This is a genomic window from Lyngbya aestuarii BL J, assembly GCF_000478195.2.
GTDB lineage: Bacteria > Cyanobacteriota > Cyanobacteriia > Cyanobacteriales > Microcoleaceae > Capilliphycus > Capilliphycus aestuarii.
Genome location: NZ_AUZM01000037.1, coordinates 1 through 19,660, shown reverse-complemented (window position 1 = coordinate 19,660; position 19,660 = coordinate 1). Strand labels below are relative to the sequence as shown.

Sequence of the window (19,660 nt, the reverse complement as noted above, 5' to 3'; positions counted from 1 at the left end):
CAAACAAGCAAACGTTATCGCTTACATTTGTTAAGCTTATCAATTATACCTTGTCTTGGAGTGAAATCCAATATTAGAAATGAGTGAGGGAGTTGATTACCCTGATCCCCACTCATTTTTTCTGTTTTTGCTTAATGAAGTTAAGCTCTGTAGCTGATCGTCAAACTCGCAGGTTGAGCCAGATTTCCTTGTAACACAACACCGCGATCATTAGCGGCGAGATGTCGCAGAATCTTGTAGGCTTGTTCCACATTTTCAGAAGCACCTGCTTTGTTCACCAAAGCCTCTAAAGACAGTGCAGTGCGTTCTGCTTTTAACACTTTCAACAGGTCTTGCTGCAAGTTCAAGACAGTAGCTGCGGCTTTCTTTCCGGCTTCAACTCCGGGTTGATGATAAGCATTAATATTCACCAAAAACCCATACAAACTCACCGCTCGTTCATACAAAGCAATCAGCGCACCCACATGGCGAGGGGTTACCTCTGGGATTGTAATTGTAATCGAATCCCGCTGATTTTCATACAACGCTTGTCGAGTTCCTTGCAAAAATCCCGAGAGATAATCGCCTGCGGTGACATTCGGTTCCACTTCCGGGGACGGCCCAAGACGATCTTGCAACACCTCAATAAAAGTCGCAAAAAAGTTCGGGACTCCATCACGCAACTGTTGGACGTAGGCGTGTTGATCGGTCGAACCCTTGTTTCCATAAACTGCGATCCCCTGGTTAACAACATTGCCATCGAGGTCTTTTTCTTTCCCCAAAGACTCCATCACCAACTGTTGCAGATAGCGGCTAAACACTTGCAAACTGTCTTTGTAGGGCAGCACAACCATGTCTTTTTCGCCCTTACCGTTGCCCACATAGTACCAACTCAGAGCCAGTAACGCCGAGGGGTTCGTTTTCCAGTCGGGTTTACGGGTTGCCCCATCCATGACTTTTGCCCCTTCTAGCATGGCGCGAACATCAATCCCTTGCAATGCCGCAGGTAACAGGCCAACAGCGGAGAGTTCCGAAGTTCGTCCCCCCACCCAGTCTGCCATCGGAAAGGTATCGATCCAACCTTCTGACTTGGCGAGTTGATCGAGTTTGCTGCCGACTCCAGTTGTTGCGATCGCGTGTTTGCTAAAATCTAAGCCTTGAGTTTCGTAGGCGTGCTTGGCTTCTTTCATCCCGTTACTGGGTTCGGGAGTGCCGCCCGACTTAGAAATCACCAGAGTTAAAGTGCTACTGAGTCTATCTTTTAACTCACCCAACACTCGATCAATGCCATCGGGGTCAGTATTATCGATAAAATGAATTTTCAGGGGCGGAGAGTCTGGTGTCAAGGCTTGTGCCACAAATTGCGGCCCAAGTGCCGAACCCCCAATACCGATGGAGAGTAAGTCGGTAAATTTGGGCGCACCAGGGGGTTTCACCTGGCTGGTGTGAACCTTTTTCGCAAAGGCTTCTATTTTTTCGAGGGTACTAACAATTTCTTGTTTAATTTCCGGTGTCGGAGCAATTTCGGGATCTCTTAACCAGTAATGACCGACCATCCGGTTTTCATCCGGGTTCATGATCGCTCCGCCTTCTAAGGCTTCCATGTCTTTGAACGCTTTGTCAAACTTCGGCTTCATCGACGTACAGAAGGAATCATCGAAGCGCACGCGACTTACATCGAGGTATAACCCCAAACCTTCGTGATAGTATAACCAATCTTGGTAGCGTTGCCAAAGTGCTGAGGCATCCATAGTATCGTCTTCCGCTAATTACAAAAGCTAATGCAGAATTCGCTCAAACTGCCGTTAACCAGAAAAGCCGGACCAGAGCGCCCAATTTTTCCAGATCACGTTAGGTTGTGGTCAGCTAGAGCAAGCCTACTCTCACAACAGCCCTTAATTTAGCATTAGTATTGGAGGAGGAAGGTGTTTCATTTACCAAATCTAAAGATTTTATCGCTTATTCACATCGATCCTAGACCGAAAAACAAGTCATCGGGAAAGAGGGATGAATTGAAGACTTCACAACACCATTAAATTTCAGGTTTCGGTAAAATTCGGATAAACTTAACAATTTGACCCGTCACCTCAATACCAATAAAATAATCATCAAGAGTAAAGCGATAAAAAATCCGGCTGGAGTCCAACGAATGCAGTTCGGGTAAGTTGTATAAGTTATCCAGTTGCTGGAATTGAACAAAGACAAAATCATACACCCGTTTATAAACTAGGGGTTCTAAACTGATTAAGTCTCTCAGGAAAGAGCGAGCATAACGCACGTCAAGGTTCACAAAAAATTCAGCAATCGTACAAATAAATCGATTAAAGTTTGATTTGATAATATTATTGCTTAAAGTTTCATCAGATAATCATTAGAAAGCACCCGCATTGCTTCCTCGGTGGTGAAAGAGTCCCCCGGTTTTAAGGTTCTTTGAGCATATTGAATCGCTTTTAGCATATAAGCATCATAATATAACGTGGTTAGGAGTTCCCAAGCCCGTTCTAACTCATCTTTCGGCATTTGGTCAACTAAATTATGTAATTGCTGGCGACGTATTTTCATTTTCTCTCCATTCAATCGGCGATTTAGTAGTGTACAAGATAACTTTACTCACTTCAATATCGCACAATTTCCTCTCGATTGCGGTTAGTCTGTATAACGACGCTGGAACCGAGGATCTAGATAATGTCTCTTTTTGAGGTTACAACTTCGACAAAGGGTTTGTAAATTGCTAATATCATTACTTCCGCCTTTGGCTAAGGGAATAATATGATCAATCGTTAATTCTGCTTCTAAATTCGTTTTTTTACAACTTTTACAACAATAATTATCCCGTTCAAACACATATTTTCTGACTTCGGGCGGAATAATAATTCTCGGCGTTTTTTCGTTCATTTTTTATTTTCCTAAAATACAAATGCCTGGGGGCATATGCCATACGCCCCTACTTTTCATCGAATTAATTATCCGGCGTTTGACTTTCAATTAACTGCTGACGCAAACTATCTAACGGTGACTCGGGTTCGGAAAGTTCGGGTTCATCAGGACAAAACTCAAGAATAACTTTCAACCTCACTTTCCCTTTTTGCCATCCCGTTGAACCGAGTTTTAAGATTTCACACTCTTTACCATTATGAAACCATTCTCCATTCGCATATTTAAGATCATCAGAATGTTTTATTTCAGCCTTTTTAACTCCTGTATTTACTAAACAGGCAACAAACTGATTAGAAACCTGTCTCGTTAAAACTGTGATAATTTTTTTCTTAAAACTGTTAACTTTATGAGTTTCCTCCTGAAAGGAAAAAACATCGTTCTCACTACAGTTTTGCAGAGTAATATTATCTTCCATTGAACTCAATCTCCTGTTTTTTTACATTATATATCACGATCTGACCCCCACCAACCTCCCCCTAAAAGGAGGAGGCTATTGATTAAATTTACCCCCACCAACCTCCCCCTAAAAGGAGGAGGCTATTGATTAAGTTTACCCCCACCAACCTCCTAAAGATCCCCCCTCGCCCCCCTTAAAAAGGGGGGATTTAGAAGGTATTACGAGGCGATTAATTACCTCTTTTATTACTCCCCTCTCCTCGTAGGAGAGGGGTTGGGGGAGAGGTTTTTCATCTCGTAGGAGAGGGGTTGGGGGAGAGGTTTTTCATCTCGTAGGAGAGGGGTTGGGGGAGAGGTTTTTCATCTCGTAGGAGAGGGGTTGGGGGAGAGGTTTTTCATCTCGTAGGAGAGGGGTTGGGGGAGAGGTTTTTCATCTCGTAGGAGAGGGTTAGGGAGAGGTAATTTAGTTAGAAAAATCCATCGAAATCAATCCATTATCTGAAGAAACAAATCCATTCTCAGACTCAGAAATATCCGCGAACTTTTGTTGTAAACTATCAGCAGGATTAACCTCAATAACAACGGGTAAAGTAAATAAATCCATCTCCGAAATTTCCGGTAAAGTTTGGCGATCTAATTTCATCATTTCCAAACACTGATTAATTCCCTTCACCGCTTGATTATACGCCTCAATTTTTTCCTTCAATTCTACCTTTTGTTTCTCATTGGCTTCCAATTGTGCGGAGGCTTCTTTATCCAACGTTTTTGCCAAATGTTCGCAAGCTTTCTCATGCTGTTGTAAAATATAATTAGCCAGGGTGTGAGACGGTTCTAACAAATGATGAATCAGAGTTTTATTCACCGTTGGGCGATAAGTTCTGAGAATCGTTTCCTTAAGTTTTGGCTCAAAATCAATCTTCAACAATTGACGAATAGCAGGTTCAGCTTTCACCATACTTTCATAGTCATAACCCCGACAAGCTTCTTGCAAAACTTGACGCAATTGAAACACCGAAACCGTACCTTCTGAATAAAATTCAGGACGTTCTCGAATATAGCGATCGCATTCGGTTTTAGACTCATTTACTAACGCCGCTTTCGCCCGTTCACACCAACGTTCTAAATTCTGTTCAACCCCGTTATCATTCCCCAATAAACGATACAATTTGCTGTAATAATCCGCTTGACGAACCCGTTCATAAAGTTGATAAAAGAAGTTATCCATCAACTCCTTAGACGCCTCGACTAAAACCGCTTCCAACTCATTCGCTAAGTAATAGAAAGCCTCCGCTAAAATCCCCATAATGGGGACTACAGCATTGCGTTTATGACTGGCTTGGGCGCGTTTATGAGTTTCCCCAACAGAAAAGGATTTAATCAACACATCCAAGCGACTAATCATTCGGTGCTGAAGCTTTTTAAAATCCTTCTCAAAAGCTAAATTTTCATCACTGGCAACGACCAAATTTAACTCTTTTTCGATGTGTTTACAAAAATCATCTCCTATTTGTTTGAGTTCGGTATTTAGCTGTCGTAATTGATATTCTTTGAGGGCGTTTACCTCGCGAGGTTGACTCTCTAAATCCCACCAAGCTTTTAGATAAGATTCCCGCAAACTAATACAAAATGGCTGTAAATCTTTCGCCAACACTTCAAACAACTGTGGGCGTTTTTCTTCCATTAAATAGCGGGTCATTGCATTCCGAAATTCTTCAACACCGCTATCTTGAATGAGATGTTCGAGAACTGAATTTCCCAAACCATTGAGAATTGCGGTATATTGTTCGTTGGGGGGACCCGGAATTGGAACTTCTGGGGGAATTCGGAACTGGCTGGAAGGTAAACGACCCGAAACTAAACAGTAACGGTTAAATTCATTAACAAACTGGGGTGTATTTTCAACCCCATTATCGCTTCGGACGCTATCAGCAAAAATCGAATCTATTCCCCAGCGATCGGATTGATAGGTTTGCTGTTCAACTAACTTGCTATAAAACCCGAGTAACCCACTCGTTTTATAAATTCGTTTTTCGTTCCGAAATTGAGTGTTGATGTGATAATCTAACCGAGAACGTAACTCATGATTATACCAAGTTGCATCGATATAGTTAAACACATGAAACACGCGATCGCGAATTGCAGAATTTCCTTTCATTTTTTCCAGAAGTTCGGTTTCTTCTGTTGCTAATTCTCCGGTTAAAGCGGTTCGCAGCACAAATACAACCGCAGAAGTATCAGGATTTTCGATTTTATCGTAAGCAATTTGAGCATCTTTTTTTACAGGTGCATCAATTCCCGGCGTGTCAATAATAACGTTACCATCTTTCAGCAAGGAATGATTGCAATAATATTCAATTCGTTTGATCACTGCACTATTTTTACTCCGCCGTGCAAAATGCGCCGCTTCTTCAATATTTGATGCGTGAAAATGCTCCATTGAATAAGTTGCATTATTCAGGGTTTGAATGCGATCGCGGTTGGCTTCAAATCCTTCTAATAACAACTCCAATGCTTTCGCTTGTTTAGCTCGTTCCGAATGGGCTTCGCCCCCTTCAATCTCTAAAATCTCTTGGGCTTTCCGTTGTAAATATTGAACGGTTTCCGGCTGATTAATATTCCCAACCAGAGGTAAATTTAACAGTTCGCACAACGTTTTTACCTGTTCGCGAATTTCAACTTCACTCAAAAATGTTAATACAACTCGTTCTTGATTTTGTTCGGCATAGCGGATATAACATTCGGTTCCGGTGGCGTGTCCTTCGGCGCTGTAGAGGAGTTTTCGCCCCAACAATGCGTTAATTAACATCGACTTCCCCGCACTGAAAGCCCCCGCAAAGACAATTTCAAACGTCGGAGAAATCACCTTATCGAGGGCGGCGCGAACCCCACTCACATCCTGTTGTCGCAGTGTTGGTTCACTGTGTAGCAGTCCCAGTAGACTTTCAACTTGTTCTTGCAAATTTTGACACTGTGGTATACCCTGGTTCATGATCACAAGCTCCTATTCAGGTTTGCCGATAAAAGTAATCTATCTAACATTGTTATCCGAGTCTAAGCATTCTGAAAACGGGGTTTTCCGGGTTTTCTGATGTATCACTAAACACTCAAGAAAAGTTATAATGTGCGAGATTTTACGCACTCGGAGATTCTCATACCGTCAACAGTCACTCGTCACTCGTATAATCAAAATGCTGGCTCATTTTCCTGATGCCACTGATTTTCCTCACCAGGGAGTGAGATGCTACGCCTAACGACAGGCTACGCGAACACACTTTCCTGCTCCCCATTCCTAAATTATTGAACTTCTTTTGGTACAATGAATCATGTCAGTTCTCAACTGTTTTTAGTTAAAAATCTTGTCAAATTATGGTTGAACCCAAAGACGAAAAGTTAACCCATTCTCTCAATCTACTGATTGAAGAACATGGTCTTAAAAGCGTGATTCAAGGACTTGCTTCTCATTGTCACAAAGAAGCCGAATTTCTCAAAAAAGATCGCAGCACAGATTTAGCCAAGAATTGGCAAAAAACTGGAGAATCTTTACAGGGTATTATCGACTCTTGGGGAACTTAACACTGAGTTCTTGTTCTCGTTGATTCCCACTGAAGTGAACACAGTTAACTATCAACTTTGAGTTGCTCTTGACACCGTTGAATATAGAGTTCTGCGACAATATCAGTGGGATCTTGTTCGATCACCTGCTTAAAGCATAATAAAGCTTGGGTTAATTCTCCCATTTGCCAAGCTGCTACTCCATTTTCAAATAGAGTTAAGGTTTGGGTTTTATCTGAATCAATCAGATGACTTTGATTTCCAAAGAGTTCATAGATTTTAATCGCTTTTTGCTTTCCACGAGGAGCAACTTTATCTAACCATCGATAATAAAATGAACTCGATTTGGTTTGAGATTGATGTGCTAATTTTGCATCACTTAATGAAGTTATTTCTAAAGGTTGTTCTTCATAACACATCGTTTCTTGACTGACTATTATTTTACAACCATAGGTTTTAGTTAAGCCTTCTAAGCGAGAAGCAGTATTCACCACATCACCGATAACAGTAGAGTCCATCCGGCTTTCTGAACCTAATGTACCGATCATTCCTATTCCGGTATGAATTCCAATACCAATTCTTAAAGGATCTTGAATTTGAAATTGATCGCGTTCTTCATTGAATTTTTCTAGGCTTTTTTGCATAATAATTGCTGCATTGAGTGCGTCTTCCTGATGAAACTGTTCTCGATCAAAAACAGCCATAATCGCATCTCCGAGATACTTATCAATAAAGCCATAGTTAGAGTCAATACAAACACTCATTTGATTAAAAAATACATTTAACCACTGATAAGTTTCGCTCGCGGTTTGAGACTCAGCAATCGTTGTAAATCCCCGAATATCGCAGAATAAAATCGTTAATTCTTCTTCAGTAAAGTTACCTAGTTTTATCGAGTTAACACCTTGAGGCGCAATCCGTTCTAGAAACTGTTCAGGAACAAATAACCGTAATTTTTCTGAAGCATCTTCCTCTACCTGTACTGCAACTGAACCATTCTTACGATCATCTGAAATCCTCTGGCTATCAACTGGTGTCGTTTGGGTTCGCATTTGATTGAGTTGCAATAGACTCGATACTTTGGCTACCAGTAAACGACTATTAAATGGTTTTGTAATATAATCATCCCCCATTAATTCCAGTCCTTTAATTTGGGACTGTTCATCATCTAATGCAGTCAGAAAAATCACAGGTGTAACTTTCAACTGCTCATCTTTTCTTAGACTATCACAAACTTCAAACCCATCCATATCAGGCATCATTACATCCAACAAAACCAAATCTGGCGATGTCGTTTTTGCCAGTTGTAATGCCTCTATTCCCGATGCAGCTAAGATAATTTCATAGCCCTCTGCTCTTAACAGTTCTTCTAATAAAATCAGGTTTGCAGGTTCATCATCAACAATTAAAATTTGGGGTAAGCGATCTGACATGGGGTTAGTAAGTAATCAGACAGAGCAAGGACGCAAGACTGTTAGATGAAATTAGATGAAATTAGATGAAATTGAGTCAGTGTTTCCCTAAATATCCTTTCTCTTGAACTTTAGTCTTGACAGGCAAAAATCATCTATATTATTCTTGAGACTAAATTGAAGTAGACTAAAGCCTATTCAGTTGTTGTGTTGAATGCCCCTGAAATATTTCTAAAAATCTCAATTGTTTGATAATCTGCTTCTTTAGCTTGGCAGTAAAGACTTAACCGTTGTTAATACTTGATCCACATCCAAAGGTTTACTCAGATAAGCCACCGCACCCGCCGCCAGACAGCGATCACGATCTCCAGCCATCGCCATTGCAGTCACAGCCACTACTGGAACAGACTGCCAAACCGAATGTTTTTTGAGTTGACGCATTAGTTCAAACCCATCAACTTCTGGAAGTTGAATATCCATTAAGATCATATCTGGCAACATACTCGCTCGTACAAAGGGTGAGTTAATCATGTCCATCATCGTTTGACCTTCACAGATCAGTTCAACTTGATATCCTTCTAACTCCAAGATCTCCGAAACCAACAATTGGTTAAAAGGTTGGTCTTCGACAACTAGAATTCGAGGAGCATTACGAGTCTTTGAGGTTAAACTAGGAGATACCAAGTTAGATGGGATTTCCAAAGTGGAATCAAGCAGATTTTGGCTATCGGCTAATGTCTCTCGCATCTCTGTCAACGGAAGCCAAACGCGAAACCGACTTCCTTGATTCACTTCCGACTGCAAAGAAACAGTACCCCCATGAAGTTCAGCCAAACGTTTTGTTAAAGCCAAACCTAAACCTGTCCCCTCATGTCGTCGTGTTAGAGAAGCGTCCACCTGTTGAAAGGGACGAAACAGCAGATGCCAACGATCTTCTGGAATCCCAATTCCTGAATCCTGCACTTCCAGACATAAGTAAGGTGTACTGGCATTCACCGGAGAACAATCCGGACGATAATCTCCCTCTATCTGAGATCCATAAGCCAAGCGTCCACTCAGCTTAATGATGCCAGCCTCCGGTGTAAACTTGACCGCGTTGGACAGTAAATTAATGATGATTTGTCGGACTCGACGCTCATCAAGTGCTACCTGGTTAAGTGGGTAATCTAATTCTAACGATAGAGCAAGTCGTTTTTTATCTGCCCGAGGTTGGATCATTTTTAGACACTCGTTACAAAGGCGGTGAATCTCAACGGCTTGGATATTGAGATCTGTTTTGCCCGCTTCGATTTTAGATAAATCTAGAATATCGTTGATTAGTTGTAATAAGTGTTGACCGCTTTTTTCGATTAATTTCACATGATTGATTTGGCGGTGATTGAGTTCACCGGAAATTTGACGTTTGAGCAGGTCGGAAAAGCCTAAAATGCTATTGAGGGGTGTTCGCAGTTCGTGGGACATGGAAGCCAAAAACTCCGATTTCATCTGAGACGCCCGTTCTAAATCTTCGTTAATTTGCCGCAGACGCTCTTGGGCTTGAGCGCGTTCGATGGCGGTACCGAGGGTACGACAAGCCGCATACAACATATCCCGTTGAGGATAGGCTTGCAGTTGTTCGAGGTTGCGAGATTCGAGGGTTAATACCCCAATGATTTCCCCGTTTGTGGCTGGAATGGGAAAAATTCCTAACTGACCAATTCCCGGATGACGAAATCCCTCTACAGCTTGGGGATGGTTGGCGTAGTCTTCGACATAGACGGCTTGACCTGTTTCGACAACTTCCCAGAGTAAGCCTTGACCGTAGGGAATGCCTTTCTCCAATAATTGTTGCATTTCAGCGATCACAGGTTCTCCGTAGCTGGCAACAAATTGACTGGAGATATTGTTACTGATTGCACCAGCTTGGCGTTGCTTACCTTCTCCTGTAACCACTTTGACATCCCCAAAAGCCGCATTCATCACCCGCACTAGATAATTGAGGGCATACTGAGCAATCTCTCGTAGGTTATCGGAGTCTTGCAACCGTTCGTTTAAACCCAGGAGGAATTTTAACCGCCGAACTTCAGTGTTAAAACTGGCTTGAGAGTTGCGGTAGTAGGTGACTTCTCGAAAGGTAAAGAGGCATCCCCCACTGGGCATGATTGTGGTGTAAACTTCTAAACAAACTCCATTGTTTTGTTCTAGGCAAAAAGCTGATCCTTGAGATTCAGACTTGAGTAAACAAGCTTTTAAGTGTTGGCATTGTTCTTCACTCCAATACCCTTGATTAACGATTTCTCTAAAAACCGTTTCACAATCGGGCTGACTTGCTAAGAATTCGCTTGATAAGCCCCAGGTTTGAGCGAGTTTGAGGTTGAATAAAATTAGATGTGAGTTTGGATCAAATAGGGCGATCGCATTGTCGATTTGGTTTAAGATAAGTTCTTGTTCCTCCCACCATTGCTCCAAATTCATTCAAGTTTTTTCCTTATTGGTGATTATGACGATTCGTTTGAATATTTAAACGTAAACGTTCAATCGATTCAGAAAGTTTTTAATTCTTTACTTATTATTACAAAATGTAATATGCTTTGGGCATGATTGAGATCAGATCCCCAGAGTGATCGAAAACACCCTTGTCAGGGAGTCGTCACCAAAGCTGAAAAAATCAAGCTTGTTATTTCTATCTGACGGTAGAGGCACTATTCCCATTTCACTCGGTATTATAGCTAAGGTTTGAGTAGATTGAGTTGATCGGGACCCGATACGCGGGAGTGAATATACTTACCGTTTGTCAGATTGAACAGAAAAGTTTTGGGTTTGATCCGGTTTGTTATAAAATGAAATCAATGTAAAGATTTATGTAGATCAAATTACAGACCTCGTTGCTACCCCGGTCGGGAAGGTGCGAGTGATGGTAGGCTCATAGCGTATCAAAGTCAACTTAAATCTACAATCGTTCGGAGAGGATTGAACACGATGGCTTTTGAACTTCCAGAATTACCTTATCCCGCAGATGCCTTAGAATCCTCTGGGATGTCTAAGCAAACCTTCTCATTTCATCATGGCAAACACCATGCCGCTTACGTTAAAAAGCTCAATGGAATGATTGAAGGAACAGACTTAGCCAATAAGTCTCTCGAAGAAATCGTTAAAGCAACAGCCAATGATCCCAGCAAAAGCGGCATTTTCAATAATGCGGCTCAAGTTTGGAACCACAGCTTCTTCTGGAAATGTATGAAGCCCGGTGGCGGTGGAAAGCCAAGTGGAGCTTTAGCCGAAAAAATCAATGCAGACTTCGGCAGTTATGAGAAGTTTGCAGAAGAATTTAAAAATGCAGGAGCAACCCAATTTGGTAGTGGTTGGGCTTGGTTAGTCCTAGAAAATGGCACACTCAAAGTTAAAAAGACTTTAAATGCGATTAACCCCATCATTGAAGGAGTAACTCCTTTACTGACGATGGATGTCTGGGAACACGCTTACTATCTCGACTTCCAGAATGCTCGCCCCGGTTATATTGATAACTTCCTCGGTAAACTGGTGAACTGGGATTTTGTCGCTGAAAACTTAGCGGCGGCTCAATAAAAAATGAAAATCAGCGATTGAGTCTAGTCGTTCGCTGAACTCAAAATTATCTAAGTTAAACCAATAAAGAACAGTCACGCATTCAGGGTGGCTGTTTTTTCCATAGCTTTAATCTTTTTAACAAATATATGAATAGTGAAAATTTAGCCAAGTATATAGAAGCAACTGGAGGGATTTCTAAACCTTGGTTACTCGTTCAACTGCGATTGCAAAAACTTCAGGAACGTCGTTCTCAGCTTAGTTCCCAAGCATACTTACAAGAATTAGCAGAGATTCAGCAAGACTTGATGAATTTGGGGGAATGGTGGATAGGTATTGAAGCGGAAGTTTTTGGGACTGATCGAGGATAAATACTCTATGGACTTGAATAACTTCTAAAAATTATTGATTTATTGATTGGTCTACGAATTCTGAGTCATCACGCGCTTCTTGATAATCGGGATTTCCAAACCCTGACGACTCGTCAACCGAGCATCGAGAGTTAAGCTTTTTGGGCGGGGCTGAACCCCAGTGTCATTTCCAGTCTTCAAATCCCATAGACGACTGGCAGTATAGATTCATCTGGCAGAACAAGATAAAGCACATTCAGACTCCCGTTGTTGTTGGAGTCGTTCCCGAGATTCTTGTCTAATTTTTCCGGCCATCGCTGCAAGCTGCAAGTTGACAAAAGCATTCATCTCATCAACTCCATACTGAGTCGTCTGTAACAATTGCCGGAGTCGCTCTTCGGCTTCAAGACTCAAAAACCCTGTGGCTAGAGCTTGGTTAACAACTTCATGAATACAAGTCATAGGATTTTCCTCACGCACAATCACTTGATTAATCTAAGTCTCCGAACTTTTCTCTCTAAGAGTCTATGAGATGAAAACATCGGCACCTATGATGTCATTAGGAACGACTTTGGAACTTTATGCAGATTTGACTGCTTATTTGTTCGATAAAATCTTGTGATTGTGATCACAAACTCAGATTGGAAAGCAACTGAAGTAAATACCTATGAAATCTACACCCCAAACTTGGCAGCAACAACTCTCCTCTCTGTCCAAATGTCATGGAAGCTTAGGCTCTCATCTTTTACAAGCCGCTCAAAAACTTCAGCAAGCGGGTACACCTCTATCAGAAACATTACTAGAGGAGTTGGTCAGGTACAATCGAGACTTTAACCACTTGCAACAAGAGGTGATGACAGAAGGGGAATCAGCTTCTCAAGTCGAGATGTCTCTATCAGACTTAGAGAAGCGACTGCATCAGCAAATACAACCCAATGACTCCCCAAACCGACGCCAAAAAGCCTTAAGTGTACTGGAGCAAGTTTTGAGTTTAACTCACAAAGATCAAGGTGCTTTTGAATCTTTAGACAGTGCTAAACACAGTGCAACTCAACTGCGAACTCAAATTACCCATTCCACAACTGAGTTTTCTCCAGAAGTCGAAGCGCTTGTTGCTGGAGTTCATCCGTTGTCTGCTTTGCTGACTTTGGTTGAGACGGGTGAGAGTTTAGACGATCAACAGTGGGTTGTTCTCGAAGAAAAAGTTTCGGCGAGTTTTGGCAAATCTCTCGCTGTGGCGATTTCTCGTGGAAAAATTATTCGCTCTATCTCCTCTAGTGAGTTGACTTCTTCTGTTCCCCCTGCGGCTAATCCTGATATTGTCATTTTGGGTGAACCGACTTCTATGACTCCTCAAGAGGTGATTATTGTTCCGAGTATGGAAGTTCCCAAAACGCCACCGACTATTGATGGAACCCATATCGTTTTTGGGAATGCTCCGATTTCTGGAAAATCAACCTCGGCAAAAGCCACTAGACTTGCTCCTGTGGGGTTAAAGGTGGGAGTTTCAATTCACAGACTTGGCGATCGCGAATATGCTGCTCAAGAATATGCTGGAACTCGCGGCCAGGGTCTTCCTTTAGAAGCGTTTCAAATCAGTATTGTTCCTCCCGTTCCCGGTTTGAGTTTACGCTATATGGCGCACATCTCTGAAGTTGGAAATACTCCGATGATTTCTGAAGGACAGCTTGTTGGTGAACCGGGTAAAGGCAGACAAATTGAAGGATTTGCGATTGAACTCACCGGGCCACAAGCTTCCAACTATGAGATTTGTTATACCGCTCATGTCCAGAATATTGGTGATGTTCCCGTTTGTTCTAACGGACAATTTTGTGGAACTCGGGGTAAGGGATTGCGGGTTGAGGGACTGCAAGTTTGGATACAATCCAAAGCCTGATCAATCTATACACTGGATCAATTGTTGGTTAAACCCCAATGGGTACAACTAAACCTTCTCGTGCCATAATCGCTTTGGGAAAGACCGCTTGCACCTCTTGTTCTATCTGATCCAAAAAGTCATCGCTGTGGGTGGGATCGTGGTGAAAAATCACGACTCGCTTCACCCCTGCGGCTTGTGCCATTTTGACGGCTTCCTGCCAGGTTGAATGTCCCCAACCCACCTTCGGAGATTTGGGGCTGTGATATTCTTCATCGGTGTACATGGCATCGTAGATCAGAACATCTGCATCTTGGGAAAGGTTCAATACGTTTTCGTCTAAGCCATCCGGTAAATGTTCGGTATCAGAACAGTACACCACGCTTCGACCATTCCAAGTGATCCGATATCCCATGGCGGTATTGGGATGATTGAGTTGTCCGGTTTCAATTTTGATGTCATCGAGCATCATTGAATCTCCGGCTTTGAGTTCATGAAATCTCAAATCGGCTTGTAATCCTTTGAGGGGAACCGAAGAATTGGGGTGTAAAACTCGTTCAATAAAATGCTTTTTCATTGACTCCCCCTCTGGAGGAATCGATCCATAAATATGAAAACGATTACCCGGGAGAAAAGCCGGGGTAAATAAGGGAAAACCTTGGATATGATCCCAATGGTAGTGGGTAAAAAACATATAGGCTTCAATCGGCATTTCTGCCATCATGGCATCGCCTAACATTCGCAAGCCTGTACCGCCGTCAAAGATTAGCCGTTTACCAGCTACCCGCATCTCTAAACAGGAGGTATTTCCCCCATAGCGAATGGTGCTTTTTCCCGGCGTGGGAATACTACCTCGTACTCCCCAGAACTGAACCACAAAATCATTTGGGTTAAAAGAGGAGATTGAGGGGTTTGGGCTATCGAGAGAAGTTACCATAGCAGGCGTGGTCGCGGTTTCCATGTCGTTAATCTTCAGGCTTTAAAGTTCCACATTGGCCCTGATGACGTAACAAATGATCGCACATCACAAGCGCAACCATTGCTTCTACCATCGGGACAGCTCTCGGCAGGACGCAGGGATCGTGTCTTCCCTTGGCTGCCAACATTGTTTCTTCTCCCTCACGAGTCACTGTTCGCTGCTCTTTGCGAATTGTAGCCGTTGGCTTAAAAGCAACCCGTAAGATAATATTCTCTCCGTTTGAGATGCCCCCTTGAATGCCACCCGAGCGATTGCTCACGGTGCGGATCGTTCCCTGTTCGTCTGTGTAATACTCGTCGTTGTGTTCACTCCCGCTCAAAAGGGTTCCTGCAAAACCAGAACCGATTTCAAATCCTTTACTTGCAGGTAAAGACATTACCCCTTTGGCGAGATCTGCTTCTAGTTTATCAAATACAGGAGAACCTAGTCCTTTTGGCACATTTCTCGCTACACATTCGACTACACCTCCAATGGAATCTCCCTGATTGCGTATTTGTTCAATCAGTTCAATCATTTTTGGGGCGCACTCATGATCTGGACAGCGAACAATGTTGCTTTCGACTTGTTCTAAGTTCACCGTCTCAGGATCGACAATTCCTTCTAGATCTTTGATTCGTTTGACGTAACCGACTATTTCGATGCCGACGACTTGTTTTAAAATCTTTTTGGCGATCGCTCCTGCTGCCACTCGCCCAATGGTTTCTCGGGCTGAGGATCGGCCTCCCCCCTGCCAGTTACGAAGTCCATACTTGGCATCATAGGTGGCATCTGCGTGAGAGGGACGATAGGTGGTCGCCATTTCACTATAGTCTTGAGGGCGAGTATCCTTATTTCGCACTAACATTGCGATGGGCGTTCCCAAGGTTTTTCCCTCAAATACACCACTGAGAATCTCACAGGTGTCGGTTTCCTTTCGCGGTGTGCTAATTTTACTTTGTCCGGGACGCCGCCGATCTAACTCTGCTTGTATTTCAGATACATCGATGTTTAATTTAGGCGGGCATCCATCGATCACCACACCAACTCCACCGCCGTGAGATTCACCGAAAGTAGTGACCCGAAATAAATGCCCAAAACTATTACCCATGGTTTAAGAGATGATCGTGCTTGATAACTTTTCCCCCCATCGATTCTAGCAAATCTTGGATTCTTGACATCAGCCTGAGCTACCATTTTTATCCTGAGATCCCCATATAGAGTTGGGTCTGATTGTTTATCCTATATTTGATGGAAGTCTCACCTCAATACCAAATAGACAGATTGGAGTTGATCCGGGTTGCCAGTTGGGCGACCTGACTTTGCTCCAACTCCATCTAAACGATTGCAACAGTGAATCTACAAACTGTTAATCTTCATGATCTTCAAAGGGATCACTTAATTCCTTGGCCGGAGGCCCGAAAGCCGTGTAGACGGCATAAGCTGTAATGACGACGACGACCGCCGCGATCGAAATGTTAAGAGCTATTGCAGGTTCCATAGGATTATTCTAATCTGACACTCATCCTTATATAATATTACGAAACATTAAAATTTGTTGTCGATATTAGATCAGCAGGTAACTTATGGCACAACGAACTTGGTTAGGTGACATCTTACGTCCCTTGAACTCTGAATACGGTAAAGTCGCTCCGGGTTGGGGTACAACGCCTCTGATGGGTGTTTTCATGGCGCTGTTTTTTGTCTTTCTGTTAATCATTTTACAGATTTATAACTCCTCACTGCTGCTCGAGAGTGTGGATGTAGATTGGGCGAACCTGAGTCGCTAAGGTTGTGTTGGGCGTAGGAACCTTGGGGAGAGTTGCTCAATGGCTGTGATGATCTTGAATCAGCCCAGTTTTCAAGGTGAACAGCTCTAATGCTGAAATTCCCTCACCTATGCCTAACTCTAAAAAATTTTAGTCAATATCTAGGAGATCAGATAGTGAATATCTTTGGGATTGGTTTGCCAGAAATGGCTGTAATACTCGTTCTCGCGTTGTTAATTTTTGGCCCGAAAAAGCTACCCGAGATTGGTCGCAGTATGGGAAAGGCAATTCGAGGATTTCAAGAGGCTTCTAAAGAATTTGAAAATGAATTCAAACGAGAAGCCAAACAACTAGAAGAAGCAACAAAAACGAGCAAATCTCAACCCGAAAAAACGATGACCGTGGCTTCAACTGATGAAGCGGTTGATGCTTAATCAAAATGTTGAGATTAATATTGAGAGCGAATATCATCGGAAATTGAGGGAGAACAATCACCGTTTCTCCCTGTTTTAATTTTTAGTATTCAAAACCATTAACATCGTCGCAACAGCACTTTCAACCCAGAATCAACCATGACGGAGGCCACTTCATCTCAAGCCTTAATTATTCCCCAATTAATTGTCGGTTTGGGAAATCCTGAACCTAAATATGATCGAACCCGACATAATATTGGTTTTGCTGCGATTGATATGTTAGCGGAGAATTGGCAAATTTCTCTCTCTGAAAATCGCAAATTTCAAGGACGATTTGGAGAAGGAATCAGTCGAGGACGCGATAAAATCAGACTCCTCAAACCCCTAACCTATATGAACCGTTCTGGACAAGCAATTCAAGCGGTTGTTAATTGGTACAAAATTCCCCCGGAATCGGTATTAGTGGTTTATGATGACATGGATTTACCCCTCGGGCGGTTGCGGTTGCGACTGTCGGGTTCTGCGGGGGGTCATAACGGGATGAAATCAACCATTTCCCATCTTGGAACTCAAAACTTTCCCCGTTTGCGAATTGGGATTGGTAAACCGAAAGACCCTGCATCCAGTCAAACGGGTGAAACCATCTCTCATGTTTTAGGAAAATTTTCCCCTTCTGAAACTCAGGCAATGGAAAAAGTGCTTAAACTGGTCGTAGAGGCTGTGGAATTAAGTCTTAAGCAGGGCGTAGAAAAATCCATGAGCCTTTACAATAGTCGCAGTATTGCCGAATAAACGCCAAATAAACACCAGTGAGTTCTAGAAGTTTACCAGAAACGACTGCCTATGTTCGGGTAACAAGCCAATCGTGGCCCCAAGGCATTTTAGAAGGAGAAGTTAGTGCAGGAGAATTTGAGTGGCGATTTCAATGGCGGTTTAGACGAAATAAAACTCTGATTATTCAACCCTCTCAAGGTCGTGCTTTAATTCACGAACCTCTAGGTCGTTTTCTGGAAAAATCCGATTATAAACTCGAACCGGGAGGGGATTATTCGTTTACGATTCGGGCAAAATTTTAGGGGTAAAAATCCGAAATCTACGACAATATTTGTAAGTATAAGAACTGTGCAGCCAATTGTTCAACATCCTGATTTAACTCTAGCAACGGAAATTCAATTTTCTTCCCTGCTTTTAGGGGAGACTGAGGGGGGTCAAAACTGAGAAGAACCTCTCCCTAACCCTCTCCTACCTCTCCCTAACCCTCTCCTACGAGGAGAGGGAAATTGTGTCCCTCGCGGGACTATTAATTAGTCGAGAGGGAAATTGTGTCCCGTCGGGGACTATTTATTAATCGCGAGGGGGGTTAACTTTCTTCGGTCCTTTCAGGGGGAACCGAGGGGGGTCAAACTGCATAACTCAACACCCCTCAGACATAAGTGATAATGAACTTGGCGTGACTATCTACCCGATGAAGCGAACTCCCCTCAACCCCTTCCTCTGGCTAACGGTTTTCGTTGGATGTTCTGGACTGTTAACGGGAACACCTCAACCCGTTAGCGGACAGACAAATTCTCCTATGTTGTTGGTTCAACAGTCCGATGAACTCGAAGAAGCTGAACGACTCCAACAACAAGTTATTCAACTGTATCAACAAGGCAAATATAACGAAGCAATACCCATAGCAGAAAGGGTTCTAGAAATACGAGAGAGAATTTTAGGAGAAAACCATCCCGATGTAGCTACCAGCCTCAACAACTTGGCATTACTATACAAAGAACAAGGAAGATACAGTGAGGCCGAACCCCTCTACCAACGTTCCTTAGCTATCTATGAAAAAGCGCTATCGACTGAACATCCCCTTGTCGCCACCAGCCTCAACAACTTGGCATATCTCTACCATTCCCAAGGACGCTACGATGAAGCCGAACCCCTCCACCAACGTTCCTTAGCTATCCGTGAGAACGCTTTGGGAGAAAACCATCCCTCGGTCGCCACCAGCCTCAACAACTTGGCAGCACTCTACAGTGACCAAGGACGCTACAGTGAAGCCGAACCCCTTTACCAACGTTCCTTAGCTATCCGTGAGAACGCTTTGGGAGAAAACCATCCCTCGGTCGCCACCAGCCTCAACGGTTTGGCAGCACTCTACAGTGACCAAGGACGCTTTGATGAAGCCGAACCCCTCTACCAACGTTCCTTAGCTATCTGGGAGAAAGCTTTAGGAGAAAACCATCCTCGTGTTGCCACCAGTCTCAACAACTTGGCATCACTCTACCGTTCCCAAGGACGCTACGATGAAGCCGAACCCCTCTACAAACGTTCCTTAGCTATTTGGGAGAAAGCCCTGGGAGAAAACCATCCTCGTGTTGCCACCAGTCTCAACAACTTGGCATCACTCTACCGTTCCCAAGGACGCTACGATGAAGCCGAACCCCTCTACAAACGTTCCTTAGCTATTTGGGAGAAAGCCCTGGGAGAAAA

The 19,660-nt window shown here is 43.1% G+C and carries 21 protein-coding genes; 9 read left to right on the top strand and 12 right to left on the bottom strand.

The features are described 5' to 3' along the window. Positions 1 to 140 precede the first annotated feature (140 nt). The 6 genes from M595_RS15900 to M595_RS15875 form a co-directional block, all read right to left on the bottom strand. Positions 141 to 1,730 (bottom strand): glucose-6-phosphate isomerase, encoded by a 1,590-nt coding sequence (locus M595_RS15900; protein ID WP_023067352.1) that lies wholly within the window; start codon positions 1,728 to 1,730, stop codon positions 141 to 143. Positions 1,731 to 2,011: 281 nt separating this feature from the next. Further along, complete coding sequence (locus M595_RS15895) at positions 2,012 to 2,269, bottom strand: hypothetical protein (protein ID WP_023067357.1); 258 nt, start codon at positions 2,267 to 2,269, stop codon at positions 2,012 to 2,014. Between the two features lie 59 nt (positions 2,270 to 2,328). Then, positions 2,329 to 2,541, bottom strand: a complete 213-nt coding sequence (locus M595_RS15890) for a hypothetical protein (RefSeq protein WP_023067406.1) — start codon at positions 2,539 to 2,541, stop codon at positions 2,329 to 2,331. 84 nt (positions 2,542 to 2,625) lie between these two features. Next, positions 2,626 to 2,874: an HNH endonuclease gene (locus tag M595_RS15885; protein WP_023067375.1), complete on the bottom strand. Its 249-nt coding sequence runs from the start codon at positions 2,872 to 2,874 to the stop codon at positions 2,626 to 2,628. A gap of 64 nt (positions 2,875 to 2,938) precedes the next feature. Beyond that, entirely contained in the window at positions 2,939 to 3,331 is a 393-nt protein-coding gene (locus tag M595_RS15880; protein ID WP_023067380.1) for a KGK domain-containing protein, read from the bottom strand. 444 nt (positions 3,332 to 3,775) lie between these two features. Continuing rightward, the gene (locus tag M595_RS15875; RefSeq protein ID WP_023067356.1) at positions 3,776 to 6,301 is read right to left on the bottom strand and encodes a dynamin family protein; all 2,526 of its coding nucleotides are present in this window, start codon (positions 6,299 to 6,301) and stop codon (positions 3,776 to 3,778) included. Between the two features lie 377 nt (positions 6,302 to 6,678). On the opposite strand from M595_RS15875, the gene M595_RS15870 reads away from it, so the two are divergent. Further along, a complete protein-coding gene (locus M595_RS15870; protein WP_023067350.1) occupies positions 6,679 to 6,885 on the top strand; it encodes a hypothetical protein in 207 nt (68 codons plus the stop codon). A 44-nt stretch (positions 6,886 to 6,929) separates the two neighbouring features. Here M595_RS15870 and M595_RS15865 read toward each other — a convergent pair whose 3' ends face one another. Both M595_RS15865 and M595_RS15860 read right to left on the bottom strand, forming a co-directional pair. Beyond that, positions 6,930 to 8,297: a response regulator gene (locus tag M595_RS15865; protein ID WP_023067373.1), complete on the bottom strand. Its 1,368-nt coding sequence runs from the start codon at positions 8,295 to 8,297 to the stop codon at positions 6,930 to 6,932. Between the two features lie 243 nt (positions 8,298 to 8,540). Continuing rightward, complete coding sequence (locus M595_RS15860) at positions 8,541 to 10,730, bottom strand: hybrid sensor histidine kinase/response regulator (RefSeq protein WP_023067391.1); 2,190 nt, start codon at positions 10,728 to 10,730, stop codon at positions 8,541 to 8,543. A gap of 504 nt (positions 10,731 to 11,234) precedes the next feature. Here M595_RS15860 and M595_RS15855 point away from each other — a divergent pair. Both M595_RS15855 and M595_RS15850 read left to right on the top strand, forming a co-directional pair. Next, on the top strand, positions 11,235 to 11,840 hold the full coding sequence (locus tag M595_RS15855; RefSeq protein WP_023067347.1) for a superoxide dismutase: 606 nt from the start codon (positions 11,235 to 11,237) through the stop codon (positions 11,838 to 11,840). A gap of 128 nt (positions 11,841 to 11,968) precedes the next feature. Then, entirely contained in the window at positions 11,969 to 12,190 is a 222-nt protein-coding gene (locus tag M595_RS15850) for a hypothetical protein (protein WP_023067377.1), read from the top strand. Positions 12,191 to 12,397: 207 nt separating this feature from the next. Here the strand turns inward: M595_RS15850 and M595_RS15845 are convergent, their stop codons facing one another. Then, positions 12,398 to 12,631 carry a hypothetical protein gene (locus tag M595_RS15845; protein WP_023067372.1) on the bottom strand — a complete coding sequence of 78 codons (234 nt, stop codon included), beginning with the start codon at positions 12,629 to 12,631 and terminating at the stop codon, positions 12,398 to 12,400. 205 nt (positions 12,632 to 12,836) lie between these two features. On the opposite strand from M595_RS15845, the gene M595_RS15840 reads away from it, so the two are divergent. Continuing rightward, positions 12,837 to 14,066: a clostridial hydrophobic W family protein gene (locus M595_RS15840; protein WP_023067400.1), complete on the top strand. Its 1,230-nt coding sequence runs from the start codon at positions 12,837 to 12,839 to the stop codon at positions 14,064 to 14,066. A gap of 28 nt (positions 14,067 to 14,094) precedes the next feature. Here the strand turns inward: M595_RS15840 and M595_RS15835 are convergent, their stop codons facing one another. The 3 genes from M595_RS15835 to psbN form a co-directional block, all read right to left on the bottom strand. Next, positions 14,095 to 15,006: an MBL fold metallo-hydrolase gene (locus tag M595_RS15835; protein ID WP_023067366.1), complete on the bottom strand. Its 912-nt coding sequence runs from the start codon at positions 15,004 to 15,006 to the stop codon at positions 14,095 to 14,097. A 4-nt stretch (positions 15,007 to 15,010) separates the two neighbouring features. Beyond that, the gene (gene aroC / locus M595_RS15830) at positions 15,011 to 16,111 is read right to left on the bottom strand and encodes a chorismate synthase (protein WP_023067359.1); all 1,101 of its coding nucleotides are present in this window, start codon (positions 16,109 to 16,111) and stop codon (positions 15,011 to 15,013) included. A gap of 258 nt (positions 16,112 to 16,369) precedes the next feature. Then, positions 16,370 to 16,501, bottom strand: a complete 132-nt coding sequence (gene psbN, locus M595_RS15825) for a photosystem II reaction center protein PsbN (RefSeq protein WP_009782659.1) — start codon at positions 16,499 to 16,501, stop codon at positions 16,370 to 16,372. A gap of 85 nt (positions 16,502 to 16,586) precedes the next feature. Here psbN and psbH point away from each other — a divergent pair, with 85 nt between their 5' ends. From psbH to M595_RS15800, 5 genes are all read left to right on the top strand, one after another. Further along, on the top strand, positions 16,587 to 16,790 hold the full coding sequence (gene psbH / locus M595_RS15820) for a photosystem II reaction center phosphoprotein PsbH (protein ID WP_009782658.1): 204 nt from the start codon (positions 16,587 to 16,589) through the stop codon (positions 16,788 to 16,790). 155 nt (positions 16,791 to 16,945) lie between these two features. Beyond that, positions 16,946 to 17,203, top strand: coding sequence for a TatA/E family twin arginine-targeting protein translocase (locus M595_RS15815; RefSeq protein WP_023067361.1), 258 nt, complete (start codon positions 16,946 to 16,948; stop codon positions 17,201 to 17,203). A gap of 138 nt (positions 17,204 to 17,341) precedes the next feature. Then, positions 17,342 to 17,974, top strand: coding sequence for an aminoacyl-tRNA hydrolase (gene pth / locus M595_RS15810; RefSeq protein ID WP_023067397.1), 633 nt, complete (start codon positions 17,342 to 17,344; stop codon positions 17,972 to 17,974). Between the two features lie 17 nt (positions 17,975 to 17,991). Further along, on the top strand, positions 17,992 to 18,258 hold the full coding sequence (locus M595_RS15805) for a DUF3146 family protein (RefSeq protein ID WP_023067379.1): 267 nt from the start codon (positions 17,992 to 17,994) through the stop codon (positions 18,256 to 18,258). Positions 18,259 to 18,647: 389 nt separating this feature from the next. Then, positions 18,648 to 19,660 (top strand): tetratricopeptide repeat protein (locus M595_RS15800; RefSeq protein ID WP_023067351.1); only part of this gene is annotated, 1,013 nt, incomplete at its 3' end.

Coding starts and splice junctions, on each gene's coding strand:
- M595_RS15900 (WP_023067352.1), bottom strand. CDS start 1,730: ATGGATGCCTCAGCACTTTGGCAACGCTACCAAGATTGGTTATACTAT.
- M595_RS15890 (WP_023067406.1), bottom strand. CDS start 2,541: ATGAAAATACGTCGCCAGCAATTACATAATTTAGTTGACCAAATGCCG.
- M595_RS15885 (WP_023067375.1), bottom strand. CDS start 2,874: ATGAACGAAAAAACGCCGAGAATTATTATTCCGCCCGAAGTCAGAAAA.
- M595_RS15880 (WP_023067380.1), bottom strand. CDS start 3,331: ATGGAAGATAATATTACTCTGCAAAACTGTAGTGAGAACGATGTTTTT.
- M595_RS15875 (WP_023067356.1), bottom strand. CDS start 6,301: ATGAACCAGGGTATACCACAGTGTCAAAATTTGCAAGAACAAGTTGAA.
- M595_RS15870 (WP_023067350.1), top strand. CDS start 6,679: ATGGTTGAACCCAAAGACGAAAAGTTAACCCATTCTCTCAATCTACTG.
- M595_RS15865 (WP_023067373.1), bottom strand. CDS start 8,297: ATGTCAGATCGCTTACCCCAAATTTTAATTGTTGATGATGAACCTGCA.
- M595_RS15860 (WP_023067391.1), bottom strand. CDS start 10,730: ATGAATTTGGAGCAATGGTGGGAGGAACAAGAACTTATCTTAAACCAA.
- M595_RS15855 (WP_023067347.1), top strand. CDS start 11,235: ATGGCTTTTGAACTTCCAGAATTACCTTATCCCGCAGATGCCTTAGAA.
- M595_RS15850 (WP_023067377.1), top strand. CDS start 11,969: ATGAATAGTGAAAATTTAGCCAAGTATATAGAAGCAACTGGAGGGATT.
- M595_RS15845 (WP_023067372.1), bottom strand. CDS start 12,631: ATGACTTGTATTCATGAAGTTGTTAACCAAGCTCTAGCCACAGGGTTT.
- M595_RS15840 (WP_023067400.1), top strand. CDS start 12,837: ATGAAATCTACACCCCAAACTTGGCAGCAACAACTCTCCTCTCTGTCC.
- M595_RS15835 (WP_023067366.1), bottom strand. CDS start 15,006: ATGGAAACCGCGACCACGCCTGCTATGGTAACTTCTCTCGATAGCCCA.
- aroC (WP_023067359.1), bottom strand. CDS start 16,111: ATGGGTAATAGTTTTGGGCATTTATTTCGGGTCACTACTTTCGGTGAA.
- psbN (WP_009782659.1), bottom strand. CDS start 16,501: ATGGAACCTGCAATAGCTCTTAACATTTCGATCGCGGCGGTCGTCGTC.
- psbH (WP_009782658.1), top strand. CDS start 16,587: ATGGCACAACGAACTTGGTTAGGTGACATCTTACGTCCCTTGAACTCT.
- pth (WP_023067397.1), top strand. CDS start 17,342: ATGACGGAGGCCACTTCATCTCAAGCCTTAATTATTCCCCAATTAATT.